The 14,271-nt window shown below is 63.9% G+C and carries 14 protein-coding genes and 1 pseudogene; 8 read left to right on the top strand and 7 right to left on the bottom strand.

Annotation, left to right across the window (positions count from 1 at the left end; all coding sequences use genetic code 11):
* Positions 1-10: 10 nt before the first annotated feature.
* The 6 genes from ACFQPB_RS17535 to ACFQPB_RS17560 all read right to left on the bottom strand — a co-directional run bounded on the left by ACFQPB_RS17535 (position 11) and on the right by ACFQPB_RS17560 (position 4,618).
* Positions 11-307 (bottom strand): FAD assembly factor SdhE, encoded by a 297-nt coding sequence (locus ACFQPB_RS17535; RefSeq protein ID WP_382226039.1) that lies wholly within the window; start codon positions 305-307, stop codon positions 11-13.
* Positions 308-311: 4 nt separating this feature from the next.
* Complete coding sequence (locus ACFQPB_RS17540; protein WP_382199315.1) at positions 312-1,016, bottom strand: succinate dehydrogenase iron-sulfur subunit; 705 nt, start codon at positions 1,014-1,016, stop codon at positions 312-314.
* A gap of 31 nt (positions 1,017-1,047) precedes the next feature.
* A complete protein-coding gene (sdhA, locus tag ACFQPB_RS17545; protein WP_382226041.1) occupies positions 1,048-2,850 on the bottom strand; it encodes a succinate dehydrogenase flavoprotein subunit in 1,803 nt (600 codons plus the stop codon).
* Positions 2,851-2,853: 3 nt separating this feature from the next.
* Positions 2,854-3,219 carry a succinate dehydrogenase, hydrophobic membrane anchor protein gene (sdhD, locus tag ACFQPB_RS17550; protein ID WP_382226044.1) on the bottom strand — a complete coding sequence of 122 codons (366 nt, stop codon included), beginning with the start codon at positions 3,217-3,219 and terminating at the stop codon, positions 2,854-2,856.
* Between the two features lie 13 nt (positions 3,220-3,232).
* On the bottom strand, positions 3,233-3,664 hold the full coding sequence (sdhC, locus tag ACFQPB_RS17555) for a succinate dehydrogenase, cytochrome b556 subunit (RefSeq protein ID WP_382226046.1): 432 nt from the start codon (positions 3,662-3,664) through the stop codon (positions 3,233-3,235).
* Between the two features lie 150 nt (positions 3,665-3,814).
* A complete protein-coding gene (locus ACFQPB_RS17560; RefSeq protein ID WP_382226049.1) occupies positions 3,815-4,618 on the bottom strand; it encodes a GntR family transcriptional regulator in 804 nt (267 codons plus the stop codon).
* A gap of 172 nt (positions 4,619-4,790) precedes the next feature.
* Between ACFQPB_RS17560 and ACFQPB_RS17565 the strand changes: the two genes are divergently transcribed.
* From ACFQPB_RS17565 to acnB, 4 genes are read left to right on the top strand one after another with little or no spacing between them, the layout of a single operon-like run.
* Complete coding sequence (locus ACFQPB_RS17565; RefSeq protein ID WP_382226051.1) at positions 4,791-5,777, top strand: malate dehydrogenase; 987 nt, start codon at positions 4,791-4,793, stop codon at positions 5,775-5,777.
* A 37-nt stretch (positions 5,778-5,814) separates the two neighbouring features.
* Positions 5,815-6,822 carry an HpcH/HpaI aldolase/citrate lyase family protein gene (locus ACFQPB_RS17570; RefSeq protein WP_382226054.1) on the top strand — a complete coding sequence of 336 codons (1,008 nt, stop codon included), beginning with the start codon at positions 5,815-5,817 and terminating at the stop codon, positions 6,820-6,822.
* 11 nt (positions 6,823-6,833) lie between these two features.
* On the top strand, positions 6,834-7,517 hold the full coding sequence (locus ACFQPB_RS17575) for a hypothetical protein (protein ID WP_382226057.1): 684 nt from the start codon (positions 6,834-6,836) through the stop codon (positions 7,515-7,517).
* Positions 7,511-10,102 carry a bifunctional aconitate hydratase 2/2-methylisocitrate dehydratase gene (acnB, locus tag ACFQPB_RS17580; RefSeq protein ID WP_382199323.1) on the top strand — a complete coding sequence of 864 codons (2,592 nt, stop codon included), beginning with the start codon at positions 7,511-7,513 and terminating at the stop codon, positions 10,100-10,102. The genes ACFQPB_RS17575 and acnB overlap by 7 nt, the downstream gene beginning before the upstream one ends.
* Positions 10,103-10,177: 75 nt before the next feature.
* Here acnB and ACFQPB_RS17585 read toward each other — a convergent pair whose 3' ends face one another.
* The gene (locus ACFQPB_RS17585; RefSeq protein ID WP_382226060.1) at positions 10,178-10,957 is read right to left on the bottom strand and encodes a FadR/GntR family transcriptional regulator; all 780 of its coding nucleotides are present in this window, start codon (positions 10,955-10,957) and stop codon (positions 10,178-10,180) included.
* A 168-nt stretch (positions 10,958-11,125) separates the two neighbouring features.
* On the opposite strand from ACFQPB_RS17585, the gene kdgD reads away from it, so the two are divergent.
* The 4 genes and pseudogenes from kdgD to gudD form a co-directional block, all read left to right on the top strand.
* The gene (gene kdgD / locus ACFQPB_RS17590) at positions 11,126-12,037 is read left to right on the top strand and encodes a 5-dehydro-4-deoxyglucarate dehydratase (RefSeq protein WP_382226063.1); all 912 of its coding nucleotides are present in this window, start codon (positions 11,126-11,128) and stop codon (positions 12,035-12,037) included.
* Between the two features lie 48 nt (positions 12,038-12,085).
* Entirely contained in the window at positions 12,086-13,060 is a 975-nt protein-coding gene (locus ACFQPB_RS17595) for a Bug family tripartite tricarboxylate transporter substrate binding protein (protein WP_382226065.1), read from the top strand.
* Between the two features lie 88 nt (positions 13,061-13,148).
* Positions 13,149-14,105 carry a Bug family tripartite tricarboxylate transporter substrate binding protein gene (locus tag ACFQPB_RS17600; RefSeq protein ID WP_382226068.1) on the top strand — a complete coding sequence of 319 codons (957 nt, stop codon included), beginning with the start codon at positions 13,149-13,151 and terminating at the stop codon, positions 14,103-14,105.
* Positions 14,106-14,113: 8 nt separating this feature from the next.
* Positions 14,114-14,271 (top strand): annotated as a pseudogene (gene gudD / locus ACFQPB_RS17605) (glucarate dehydratase); the annotation flags it as partial.

Here is a 14,271-nt window from a genome sequence, read left to right on the forward strand (position 1 = left end):
TTGTCCTCGGTTACAGATGAATGTGGTGCTCAGGCGGCTGCCGCAACAGGGCCAGAAGCTCAACGATGTCGGCACGGGCCAGCGCACCTTCGGGTGATTTGCGACCGAGCAACAGATCAAGCAGATCGTTGTCGGACAGGTCCATCAAATCGCCCAAGGCGTCGGCCTGGTGTACCGTCAAGCCAGTTTCGTGCCTGGCAAAAAAACGCTCGATGAACAAATCGTTTTCGAGCAGGCCACGGCGGCAACGCCACTTGAGCTTGCTCAGGGCACGCTCGTCAAGCAAAGGGCTTTGCGTCGTGACCATGCTTTTACACAGCCCGGCGGACCATCAGTTCCTTGATCTTGCCAATCGCCTTGGTGGGGTTCAGGCTCTTGGGGCAGACGTCCACACAGTTCATGATGGTGTGGCAACGGAACAGACGGTAGGGGTCTTCCAGGTTGTCCAGGCGCTCGGCGGTGGCGTCATCGCGGCTGTCGGCGATGAAGCGGTAGGCCTGCAGCAGACCAGCCGGGCCGACGAACTTATCGGGGTTCCACCAGAAGCTGGGGCAGCTGGTCGAGCAGCTGGCGCACAGGATGCACTCGTACAGGCCGTTGAGCTCGTCGCGCTCCTCGGGGCTCTGCAGGCGCTCGCGCTCGGGCGGCGGCGTGTCGCTGATCAGGTAGGGCTTGATCGAGTGGTACTGCTTGAAGAACAGCGTCATGTCGACGATCAGGTCGCGCACCACCGGCAGGCCAGGCAGCGGTTTCAGAACGATGTCGCCCTTGAGTGTGTTCAGGTTGGTCAAGCAGGCCAGGCCATTCTTGCCATTGATGTTCATGGCGTCGGAGCCACAGACCCCTTCGCGGCAGGAGCGGCGGAAGGACAGTGTGGGGTCCACGGCCTTGAGCTTGACCAGTGCGTCCAGCAGCATGCGCTCGGTGCCGTCCAGCTCGACCTGGATGGTCTGCATGTAGGGCTTGGCGTCCTTGTCCGGGTCGTAGCGGTAGATCTTGAAAGTGCGTTGTGCCATGTTTCAGTTCCTTGTGTTCGCTCGGGTCCGGTCAGAAGGTGCGGGGCTTGGGTGGCACCGTTTCAGCGGTCAGGGGCTTCATGCGCACCGGTTTGTAGTCCAGGCGGTTGCCTTCCATGTACCACAGGGTGTGTTTCATCCACTCGGCGTCGTTGCGGCCCAGCGGGCAGGTCGGGTGGGTCACGTCGTGTTCGTAGTCGCGCACCAAGTGGGCGCCACGGCATTCCTTGCGGGCGGCGGCACTTTCCATGGTGGCCTGGGCGGCTTCCATCAGGTTTTCCACTTCCAGCGCTTCCACGCGGGCGGTGTTGAAGACCTTGGAGTTGTCCTTCAGGCCGATGTTGCCAATGCGGCTGCGCAGCGCGGCGATCTTCTTCACGCCTTCGTCCATCGTCTCCTGGCTGCGGAACACGCCAGCGTGCTGCTGCATGATGGCCCGCATGTCGTTGGCGATGTCCTGGGCGTACTCACCGTCCTTGTTGCTGTCGAGGCGAGCCAGGCGGGCCAGGGTGGCGTCGGCGGCGTTGGCCGGCAGGGGCTTGTGCTCCTGCTTGGGGTTGACGTTGGCGATGATGTGGTTGCCAGCGGCCTTGCCGAACACCAGCAGGTCCAGCAGCGAGTTGGTGCCCAGGCGGTTGGCGCCGTGCACCGACACGCAAGAGCATTCGCCCACGGCGTACAGGCCGTTGACAGGCCGGTCTTCGCCGTTGAAGCGCTCAACCACCTGGCCGTTGATGTTGGTCGGGATACCGCCCATCTGGTAGTGGATGGTGGGCACAACCGGGATGGGTTCGCGCGTGATGTCGACGTTGGCGAAGTTGTGGCCGATCTCTTCCACCGAGGGCAGGCGCTTGCGGATGGTTTCGGCACCCAGATGGTCCAGCTTCATGTGGATGTAGTCCTTGTTGGGACCACAGCCACGGCCTTCCAGAATCTCCTGGCCCATGCAGCGTGACACGAAGTCGCGCGGCGCCAGGTCCTTCAGCGTGGGCGCGTAGCGCTCCATGAAGCGTTCGCCATTGCTGTTGAGCAGGATGGCGCCTTCGCCACGGCAGCCTTCGGTCAACAGCACGCCCGCGCCGGCCACGCCGGTGGGGTGGAACTGCCAGAACTCCATGTCTTGCAGTGCGATGCCTGCACGCGCCGCCATGCCCAGGCCGTCACCGGTGTTGATGAACGCGTTGGTGGACGATTGGAAGATGCGGCCAGCGCCGCCAGTGGCCAGCAGCACGGTCTTGGCTTCCAGCACATAGGTCTCGCCGGTTTCCATTTCCAGTGCGGTCACGCCCACGCAGTCGCCGTCGGCGTCGCGGATCAGGTCCAGCGCCATCCATTCGACGAAGAAGGTGGTGCGTGCCGCCACGTTGGCCTGGTACAGGGTGTGCAGCATGGCGTGGCCGGTGCGGTCGGCCGCTGCGCAAGCGCGTTGCACCGGCTTTTCGCCGTAATTGGCGGTGTGGCCGCCGAAGGGGCGTTGGTAGATGGTGCCGTCCGGGTTGCGGTCGAAGGGCATGCCGAAGTGTTCCAGCTCGTACACCACCTTGGGGGCTTCACGGCACATGAACTCGATGGCATCTTGGTCGCCCAGCCAGTCGGAACCCTTGACGGTGTCGTAGAAGTGGAACTCCCAGCTGTCCTCGCTCATGTTGCCCAGCGACGCGGACACGCCACCTTGTGCTGCCACGGTGTGCGAGCGGGTGGGGAAAACCTTGGACAACACGGCCACGTTCAGACCGGCGCGTGCCAACTGCAGCGAGGCGCGCATGCCGGAGCCACCAGCGCCGACGATAACGACGTCAAATTTGCGCTTGGGCAGGGAAGAGGTTTGGGTCATGGCTTACAGCCTCCAGAGAACAGAGAAGGCCCAGCCGGCGCAACCCACCAGCCAGACGAGCGTGAACACGTGCAGCACCAGGCGCACACCCACAGGTTTGATGTAATCCATCCAGATGTCGCGCATGCCCACCCACACGTGGTAGAGCAGGGCCACGATGACCACAAAGGTCAGTACCTTCATCCACTGGGCGGCAAAAATGCCGGCCCAGCCTTCATAACCCAGCGGACCGCTGGTGAAGATGACCTGCACCAGCAGGGCAATGGTGAACAACGCCATCAGGGCGGCGGTGACACGCTGGGCCAGCCAGTCGCGCAGGCCGTAGTGGGCGCCGCTGACGACGCGCTTGGAACCGTAATTGACGGACATGTGTGATCCTCTTTCAGTACAGGCCGAACAGCTTGGCGCCGAGCACCACGGTCAGCGCGATGGACAGCACCAGGGTGACGGTGGCCGACGATTTGCCGAACTCTTTGGTCACCGAATGCGTCATGTCCATGTACAGGTGGCGCACGCCGGCAATGAAGTGGTGCAGGTAGGCCCAGATCAGGGCCAGCGCCACCAGCTTGATGAACCAGCCCGGCACGAAGCCGATGCCAGCGCCGAAGGCCGAGGTGAAACGTTCGTAAGAGAACTCGGATGACAACGAGGTGTCGAACATCCAGATGATGAAGGGCATGAGAACGAACATCAACGCGCCGCTGGCGCGGTGCAGGATGGACACCCAGCCGGCCGCAGGCAGGCGGTAGGTTGGCAGGTCCGACAAGGCATTGATGTTGCGGAACTCAGGCCGTTTTTTTGTCAGCTCACTCATGGCTTGGCTTTCATTTTCGGGCGATGGAACGGGTGGTAACCGGATGGTAACTTTGACCGGAATCCCTGACGGGCGGCTGTCAAATTCTATTGCAATGCAACATGCCACCTGTGCGTAGATACCGGTACCCGAGTGAATGGGTGGGTGTGTTCAGTTCAACTCGTTGCGGTAGTGGTGGGTGTCGGTGCGGTAAAGGCCTCGGCGCAGCTCCATGGGCACGTCGTTGTACGTGTGGGCAATGCGCTCCACGCTCAGCAAGGGGGTGCCCTGAGCCACGTCCAGCAGGGGGGCCGATTCCGCGTCGGCCGCGACGGCCTTGATTTTTTCTTCGGCCCGCACCATGCGCACGCCGAACTGGGTTTCAAACAAGGCGTACATCGGCCCGCGGTCGGCGGCCAGGGTTTCAACTGTCAGGCCTTTGAACGGCACACCAGGCAACCACAGGTCCTCCAGGATGGCTGGGACGCCATGGAAGGCCAGCACGCGGCGCACCTGCAGCACGGGATCGCCGCTGCGCAAACCCAGCAGGCGCGCGATCTCGGCCGGCGCGCGCAGGCGGCGGCATTCGATGATGTTGCGTTCGGCCGGACCTTCGCTGCGCTGGTCGCCCTCGTCTGGTTGAAGCCGCAGGAAGCGGTATTGGATGTGCTGCTCAGCGTGGGTGGCCACAAACGTGCCCTTGCCCTGACGGCGCACCAGCAGGTTGTCGGCCGCCAGTTCGTCGATGGCCTTGCGCACGGTGCCCTGGCTGACCTTGAAGCGGGCAGCGAGATCGAATTCGCTGGGGATGGTGTCGCCCGGCTTCCATTCGCCCGCCTGCAGGCTTTGCAGGATCAATGATTTGATCTGCTGGTACAGCGGGCTGAACGCTGGCGTGCCGCCGCCTGTCAGACCGTCCGTCTGGGGTGCTGGTGTGGTGTTGCCAGCAGAGTGTGGGGGCGTGTTCTGGCTCATGATGTTCGATTGTCAATCATATCTTATATAAGACATAAGACAAATTGACTCGTCCGGGTTTGCGAGGGTACACTCGGGCCTGGTTTTGATGCAAGTCGTTGCCCAGGGCTTGTCTGGGCGGCGACAGCGCACCGTTTTTCATCCGCCTTTCTCACTTCCACTGGAGTTTTTCATGAGCAAGAAGCCCGTTCGTGTGGCCGTCACCGGCGCAGCAGGTCAAATCGGTTATGCATTGCTGTTCCGCATCGCCTCGGGCGAAATGCTGGGCAAGGACCAACCCGTCATCCTGCAACTCCTGGAAATCCCCGACGAGAAGGCCCAGAAGGCGCTCAAGGGCGTGATGATGGAGTTGGAAGATTGCGCGTTCCCGCTGCTGGCCGGCATGGAAGCCCACAGCGACCCGATGACCGCTTTCAAGGACACCGACTACGCGCTGCTGGTCGGCTCGCGTCCGCGTGGCCCGGGCATGGAGCGTGCCGAGTTGCTGGCCATCAACGGCGCCATCTTCACCGCCCAGGGCAAGGCCCTGAACGCCGTCGCTTCGCGCAACGTCAAGGTTCTGGTGGTGGGCAACCCCGCCAACACCAACGCCTACATCGCCATGAAGGCCGCGCCGGACCTGCCGCGCAAGAACTTCACCGCCATGCTGCGCCTGGACCACAACCGCGCCCTGAGCCAGATCGCCGCCAAGACCGGCAAAGCCGTGGCCTCCATCAAGAAGCTCACCGTGTGGGGCAACCACTCGCCCACCATGTACGCCGACTACCGCTTCGCCACCATCGATGGCGCTTCGGTCAAGGACATGATCAACGACCAGGAATGGAACGCCAACGTGTTCCTGCCCACCGTGGGCAAGCGCGGTGCCGCCATCATTGAAGCGCGTGGCCTGTCCTCCGCTGCATCGGCCGCCAACGCCGCCATCGACCACATGCGCGACTGGGCCCTGGGCACCAACGGCGAATGGGTCACCATGGGCATCCCGTCCAATGGCGAATACGGCATCCCCAAGGACGTCATGTTCGGCTTCCCCGTCACCTGCGAAGGTGGCGAATACAAGATCGTCGAAGGCCTGGCCATCGACGCCTTCAGCCAAGAGTGCATCAACAAGACCCTGGCCGAGCTGCAAGGCGAGCAGGACGGCGTCAAGCACCTGGTCTGACCCAGCCCTGCTGTGGTAACCGCTTGGTAACTCGACCGTGAGCGCACATCCTGCCGCCGTGTTGCTGGGAGCCCAGGGCGGCGCTTTTGCACTGCCCGTGTGCGACCACTACAGCGGTGTGGAAGGGCGCATGCGAAAGAGCCTGCAATTGCAGGCCGAGATGACGGCCGAGTTCGGCGCCTGCGTGTTCGACGTCACGCTCGATTGCGAGGACGGCGCCCCCGTGGGCGGCGAAGCCGAACACGCTGCGCTGGTGAGCGAACTGGCATTGGCCGCTGCGCCCGAAGCCCGCGTGGCCGTGCGGGTGCATGCGGTGGACCACCCTTCATTTGAGGCCGATGTGGCCACGGTGGTGGGCCGGGCCGGTCACCGTTGGTGCCATGTGATGGTGCCCAAGGTCGAGTCGCTCGCCGATGTCGAACGGGCCGTGGCGGCCATCGACGCGGCATCCCGTGGCACAGGCAGCATTCCGCTGCATGTGCTGGTCGAGTCACCCGCTGCGGTGCACCGCGCTTTCGACATCGCGGGCCACCCGCGTGTGCAGTCCATCAGCTTCGGCCTCATGGACTTCGTCTCCGCCCATGGTGGCGCCATACCGGCGTCTGGCATGGGGGTGGCGGGCCAGTTCAGCCACCCGCTGGTGTTGCGTGCCAAGCTCGATATAGCCAGTGCCTGCCACGCCCACGGCAAGGTGCCCTCTCACTGCGTGGTCACCGAGTTCAAGGACGCGCAGGCCATGCACCGGGCGGCGTCGCAAGCCGCGCAGCAGCTGGGGTACACGCGCATGTGGAGCATCCACCCCGACCAGATCCGCCCCATCCTGTTGGCCTTTGCGCCGCAGGATGACGAAATCGCGCGCGCGGCCGACATCATTGCGCTGGCCCATGCGGCGCAGTGGGCGCCGGTGCAGCACGCCGGGCAGTTGCACGACCGCGCCAGCTACCGCTACTTCTGGCAGGTGCTGGAGCGGGCACACCGCACCGGGCGTCCGTTGCCGTCCGAGGTGAAGGTGTTTTTTGCCACAATGGCAAACGAGTCCACATGAGGAGTTTCGCCATGGCCCAACACAACGAGCGCCCCACATCCGGTGCCCATCCCATTTCACCCCGCGTGCTGGTGGTTGCAGGCGCCTCGCTGGCGTTGGCGGTGGCCGCCCTGTGGCCCGCTGTGACGCATGCCCAGGCATCGCCGACCAAGAAGCCGGCTGGTACCAGCAAAGCACCTGCGAAGCCGAACCCCGCCAAGCGTATTGCCCCTGTCGCCGCGGTGGCCGCCGCGCCTGTGGTGGGGGCAGATGCCCCACTGACCGACAGCGAATTGGCGGTGTCGAATCAGGTGCATGTGGGTGCCTTGCCTTGTGAGCTGGGCAAGGTTGTGCACATGGAGCGCGATGCCACCACGCCCGGTTTCTTCCGTTTGCACGTTGATCAGCAACGCTACCGACTGCGTCCGGTCGAAAGCCGCACCGGCGCGGTGCGGCTCGAAGACCCACAACAAGGTGTGGTCTGGATTCAGCTGGCCAACAAATCCATGCTGATGAGCCAGAAGCTCGGGCGCCGTTTGGCCGATGAGTGTGCTGGCGAGTCGCAGCAGCAGGTGGCCGCTGCCCTCAAGCTCAATCCGGCACCGAGCTTGCTTGATCCTCTGCCTGCCCCCGCAACACCACCGGCGGTGCTTGCCACCGATTGCCGCCGCCCCGCGAACCCTTCCTCTTTACTTTCTGGAGCTGAACCATGTTGAAAGCCTACCGTGAACATGCGGCCGAGCGCGCCGCCTTGGGCATTCCGCCGCTGCCGCTGGATGCCAAACAAGTGGCCGACCTGATCGAACTGATCAAAGCGCCGCCCGCTGGCGAAGACGCCTTTTTGCTGGATTTGCTCACGCACCGTGTGCCCCCCGGCGTGGACGATGCGGCCAAAGTCAAGGCCAGCTTCCTGGCGGCCGTGGCCCATGGCGACATCAAGGTGGGCCTGATCTCCAAGGCCAAGGCCACCGAGCTGCTGGGCACCATGGTGGGCGGCTACAACGTGCACCCCCTGATCGAGCTGCTGGACGATGCCGAGGTGGCGTCCGTGGCCGGCGCGGCGCTCAAGAAGACGCTGCTGATGTTCGATTACTTCAACGACGTGGCCGACAAAGCCAAGGCCGGCAATGCCGTGGCCAAGGAAGTGATGCAAAGCTGGGCCGATGGCGAGTGGTTCACCAGCCGGCCTGAAGTCGACAAGAAAATCACCGTCACTGTGTTCAAGGTGCCGGGCGAAACCAACACCGACGACCTGTCGCCCGCGCCGGACGCCACCACGCGTCCGGACATCCCGCTGCACTACCTGGCGATGCTGAAGAACACGCGTCCTGACGCGGCCTTCAAGCCCGAGGAAGACGGCAAGCGCGGACCGATGCAGTTCATCGAAGACCTGAAGAAGAAGGGTCACCTGGTGGCCTACGTGGGTGACGTGGTGGGCACCGGCTCCAGCCGCAAGTCGGCCACCAACTCGGTGATCTGGGCCACCGGCCAGGACATCCCCTTCGTGCCGAACAAGCGTTTTGGCGGCGTCACCCTGGGCGGCAAGATCGCTCCCATCTTCTTCAACACGCAGGAAGACTCGGGCTCGCTGCCCATCGAAGTGGACGTGAGCAAGCTGGAAATGGGCGACGTCATCGACGTGTTGCCCTACGACGGCAAGCTGGTGAAGAACGGCGAAGTCGTGGCCGAATTCAAGCTCAAGAGCGACGTGCTGTTCGATGAAGTGCGCGCCGGTGGCCGCATCAACCTCATCATTGGCCGCTCGCTGACCGCCAAGGCGCGCGAGTTCCTCGGCCTGCCCGCATCCACCCTGTTCCGACTGCCCAGCGTGCCTGCTGCAACCAAGGCGGGCTTCACCCTGGCGCAGAAGATGGTGGGCCGTGCCGTTGGTTTGCCAGAAGGCCAGGGCGTGCGCCCGGGCACCTACTGCGAGCCGCGCATGACCACCGTGGGGTCGCAAGACACCACCGGCCCCATGACCCGCGACGAACTGAAGGACCTGGCCTGCCTGGGCTTCAGCGCCGACATGGTGATGCAGTCCTTCTGCCACACCGCCGCCTACCCCAAGCCGGTGGACGTGAAAACCCACCGCGAACTGCCCAAGTTCATCAGCAGCCGTGGCGGCGTCTCCCTGCGCCCGGGCGACGGTGTGATCCACAGCTGGCTCAACCGCCTGCTGCTGCCAGACACCGTGGGCACCGGCGGTGATTCGCACACCCGTTTCCCCATCGGCATTTCTTTCCCCGCTGGTTCCGGCCTGGTGGCCTTCGGTGCCGCCACGGGTGTGATGCCGCTGGACATGCCCGAGTCGGTGCTGGTGCGCTTCAAGGGCCAGATGCAACCGGGCGTGACCCTGCGCGACCTGGTGCATGCCATCCCGCTGTACGCCATCAAGGCCGGTCTGCTGACCGTGGCCAAGGCCGGCAAGAAGAACATCTTCTCGGGCCGCATCCTCGAAATCGAAGGCCTGCCCGACCTGAAGGTGGAGCAAGCCTTTGAACTGTCCGACGCGTCGGCCGAGCGCTCCGCTGCCGGTTGCACCATCAAGCTCAACCCCGAGCCGATCAAGGAGTACCTCACCAGCAACATCGTGCTGATGAAGAACATGATCGCCGACGGCTACGAAGACAAGCGCACCCTGCAGCGCCGCATCGAGAAGGTGGAAGCCTGGCTGGCCAAGCCCGAACTGCTCGAAGCCGACAAGGATGCCGAATACGCCGCCGTCATCGAGATCGACCTGGCCGACATCACCGAGCCCATTCTGTGCTGCCCCAACGACCCGGACGACGCCAAGACCTTGAGCGAAGTGGCGGGCACCAAGATCGATGAAGCCTTCATCGGCTCGTGCATGACCAACATCGGCCACTTCCGCGCCGCAGCCAAGCTGCTGGGTGGCAGCCGCGACATCCCCGTCAAGCTGTGGGTGGCCCCGCCCACCAAGATGGACGAGAGCGAGCTGATCAAGGAAGGCCACTACGCCGCGTTTGGCACCGCCGGTGCCCGCACCGAAATGCCGGGTTGCAGCCTGTGCATGGGCAACCAGGCCCAGGTGCGCGAAGGCGCGACCGTGGTGTCCACCAGCACCCGCAACTTCCCCAACCGCCTGGGCAAGAACACCAACGTGTTCCTGGCCTCGGCCGAGCTGGCGGCCATTGCGTCCAAGCTGGGCAAGATTCCGACGGTGGCCGAATACCACGAAGCCATGGGCATCGTGAACAAGGACGGCGCGGCCATCTACAAGTACCTGAACTTCGACCAGATCGAAGAGTACGTTGAGAACGCCAAGGGCGTGACCGCCTGAGTTTCGCTTTCTGCGTTGACTTGAACCAACGGCCCTGCGGGGCCGTTGGTTTTTTCAGTGATCTGGTGCCGGCCGTCAGTGTGGCACGCTGAGCGAGGCCTCCGCCGCTTGCGCACGGCGCAGGCGCTCTCGGCTGTTGGAGAGGTGGGTGCGCATGGCGGCGCGCGCGGCATCCGGGTCGCGCAACTGGATGGCCTGGTAGATGCGTTCGTGTTCCTGGTGCACCCGCTGGAGGTAGGCCAGTCGGCCCTCGGGCGCGTCGCCTGCGGTGCGCAGGCGTGTGCGCGGGATGATCATGGTGCCCAGGTAAGACATCAGCTCGGCGAAATAGCGGTTGCCCGTCGCGCGCGCCACCTCCACATGGAACTGGAAGTCCGAGGGCACGGCGTCGGAGGCGGCCTGGATCGCTGCCGCGAAGGCCGTCAGGGCTTCGTTCATCGCGGCGAGGTTGTTTTCTGTGCGGGCGAGGGCGGCCAGCCCGGCCGCTTCGCTTTCCAGGCTGATGCGCAGCTCCAGCAGCGCAATCACGTCGGCGGCGGTGTCCAGCTCGTGGGGGGAGATGTGGAAATTGAGATCGGGTTGCGCCGGTTCCATCACAAACGTGCCGATGCCATGCCGGGTGGCGACCAGGCCCGAGGCCTGAAGCCGGGAGATGGCTTCGCGCACCACGGTGCGGCTCACGTCAAAGCGTTCCATGAGCGCCGCTTCGGTGGGCAGTTTGTCCCCGGCCTTGAGCGCGCCGTTGCGGATGTCCTGATCCAGGGCCGCCACAATTTCAGGCACCAGGCCACGCGGGCGTCGCACCCGGGGTGCTGCCGGTGGTGGTGGAGAGCCTAGGGTTTTCACTGAGGGCATGGGAAATTCCTTGACAGCCCGAAAGCCGATTTGCACAATGGGTTCAGTTGTCAGACAACCTACAACAGATGTCTGGAGCCAAGGCAACTGTAGCAAAGCCAGGTGCTTCTGTCCAAGTCGCCAGGGCCCGATTTTTCATTCCATTGTCATTCATCCACGGAACACGCCATGAACCCGCAAGAACTCAAATCCATCATGTCCAGCGGCCTGCTGTCTTTCCCGCTGACCGATTTCGACGCCGAGGGCAACTTCGACCCCAAGGGCTACGCGGCGCGCCTGGAGTGGCTGGCCCCGTATGGCGCCAGTGCGCTGTTTGCCGCCGGTGGCACCGGCGAGTTTTTCTCGCTCACCGCTGACGAGTACCCCGGCATCATCAAGACGGCTGTGGACACCTGCCGTGGCAAGGTGCCCATCATTGCGGGTGCGGGCGGCCCCACCCGGTTTGCCATCCAGTGCGCCCAGGAGGCCGAGCGGGCCGGCGCCCACGGCATCCTGCTGTTGCCACACTACCTGACCGAAGCCGGCCAGGAAGGCCTGATTGCTCACGTGGAGGCGGTATGCAAAAGCGTGAAGTTCGGTGTCATCGTCTACAACCGCAACGTTTGCAAACTCACGCCCGAGTCCCTGGCCATCCTGGCCGAGCGCTGCCCCAACCTGATTGGATTCAAGGACGGCGTGGGCAACATCGAAACCATGTCGGCCATCTACATGAAGATGGGCGACCGTTTTGCCTACCTGGGCGGCCTGCCCACGGCCGAGGTGTATGCCGCCGCCTACAAGGCGCTCGGCACGCCGGTGTACTCGTCGGCCGTCTTCAACTTCATCCCCAAGACGGCGATGGACTTTTACGAAGCCGTGCGCACCGACGACATGGCGACCCAGCACCGTTTGCTGAAGTCCTTCTTCATGCCCTACCTGGAGCTGCGCAACCGCTGCGAAGGGTATGCCGTGAGCATCGTCAAGGCCGGCGCCACGCTGGTGGGCCATTCGGCTGGCCCGGTGCGCGCGCCACTGACCGACCTCAAACCCGCAGAAATGGACCGACTCAAGGTCTTGATCGACCAACTTGGCCCGCAGTGATCCTGCGGGTCGCAACCCTCCCCCCCAAAGACCCTCAGGAGACACAACATGACCCCCTTCCGCAGACAACTTTTGGTGGCTGCGCTGGCACTTCCGCTCGCCAGCACTGCCGCGTTCGCCCAAGCGAGCTACCCCAGCAAACCGGTCAAGATCGTCGTGCCATTCCCGCCCGGAGGCACCTCCGATGTGCTGGCACGCCTGATCGGCGTCAAGCTCGGCGAGGCGCTGGGCCAGCCGGTGCTGGTGGAAAACCGCGCCGGATCGGGCGGCAACATCGGCGCCGATCAGGTCGCCAAATCACCGGCTGATGGCTACACGCTGTTGCTGATGGACGTGGGCAACCTGGCCATCGCACCGTCGCTGTACAAGTTGCCGTTCAACGTGCTCAACGACTTCGCGCCAGTGCACATGGTGGCCTATTCGCCTCACCTGCTGGTGACCAGCAACAAGGTGCCGGCCAACACCGTGGCCGAACTGGTGGCCTACGCCAAGGGCAAAGACGTGCGCTTGAGCTACGCTGCCGCAGCCGGCATGGGCAGTGCCACCCACCTGGCCGGCGTGGTGTTTGCCCGCCGCAACGGCATCGACTGGAACTACGTGCCCTACAAGGGCGGCGCACAGGCCATGACCGATCTGCTGGGCGGCCACATCGATGTCACCTTCAACGGCATGGTGGCCACCTACCCACACGTGAAAGCCGGCAAGATCAAGCTGATCGCCTTGTCGAGCGGCAAACGCAACAGCGTCTTGCCCAACGTGCCCACCGTGGCCGAAACCATGCCCGGCTTCCTTACCGGCAGTTGGCAAGGTTTGTTGGCCCCGGCCGGTACACCCAAGGCCATTGTGGACAAGCTGCACGCCGAGGTCACCCGCATCGTGGCCCTGCCTGATGTGCAGGAGAAACTGGTCAGCCTCGGTGCCGAACCCGCCCAGATGAGCAGCGCCGAGTTTGCCAACTGGCTCAAGGCCGAGGTGCCGGCCATGGCCAAGGTCGTGCGCGACGAAAAAATCACCGTCGAGTGATCCCCCCAGCCCGACGCCTTCGCGCCGGGCTTTTTTTTGTTTTTGTTTTTGTTTTTGTTTTTGTTTCTTCCTCCCCGGAGACAAACCCATGAAAAAGACCCTTCTCACGCTGGTCCTCGCCGCCGGCACCAGCCTCAGCGCCTTCGCCTGGCCTGACAAACCCATCACCCTGATCGTGCCCTTCCCGCCGGGTGGTTCCACCGACCTGATCGCACGCACCCTCTCCGGCAAGATGGCCGAGAAGATGGGCGCAGGCACCTTTGTGGTGGACAACAAACCCGGTGCCACCGGCACCATCGGTGCGTCTCAGGTGGCCCGCGCCGCGCCCGATGGTCACACCCTGCTGGTGGCCTCGCTGGGCCCGTTCGTGATCGCGCCGCATCTGATCAAGGTGAATTACGACGCCCTCAAGGACCTGGATCCGCTGACCGTGGTGGTGCAGGCGCCCAACGTGCTGGTGGTGCCCGCCGCCTCGCCGCACAAGTCGCTGGCCGACGTGATTGCTTTCCAAAAGGCCCAACCCGGCAAGATGAGTTTCGCTTCGTCGGGTAACGGCAGCAGCGACCACCTCACGGCCGAGCTGTTCTGGCAGCAGACAGGCACCAGCGGTGTGCACGTGCCCTACAAAGGCGGTGGCCCGGTGATGACCGACTTGCTGGGCAACCAGGTCGATTCGTCCTTCATGAACATCAACACCGCCATGCCGCAGATCAAGGCCGGCAAGCTCCGTGCGTTGTCCATCACCAGCGCCAAGCGCTCGCCGCTGCTGCCCGATGTGCCCACGCTGGAAGAGGGCGGCGTGAAGGACGCCAACGTCTACTCCTGGCAGGCCGTTGCCGCGCCCAAGGGGCTTTCCGCCGACATCAAGAAGCGGTTGACGGATGCCATTGCCGCCACCATCAAAGATCCGCAGGTGGCGCCTAAGCTGCTGGAGCTGGGCTTTGAGGTGGTGCTCAACACACCCGAGCAGTTCGCCGCTTACCAGGCCGCCGAATACAGCCGCTGGCAAAAACTGATCACCTCGCGCAACATCAAGGCAGATTGATTTCCCCCATGACCGCACCGATCGTCCAGTCCATGCGTGTCATCCCGGTCGCCGGCCGGGACGGCATGCTGCTCAACCTCTCGGGCGCCCATGCGCCCTTTTTCACCCGCAACATCGTCATCGTCACCGACAACGCCGGGCACACCGGTCTGGGCGAGGTGCCCGG

The sequence above is a fragment of the Hydrogenophaga atypica genome, from assembly GCF_042665215.1.
GTDB lineage: Bacteria > Pseudomonadota > Gammaproteobacteria > Burkholderiales > Burkholderiaceae_C > Hydrogenophaga > Hydrogenophaga defluvii_A.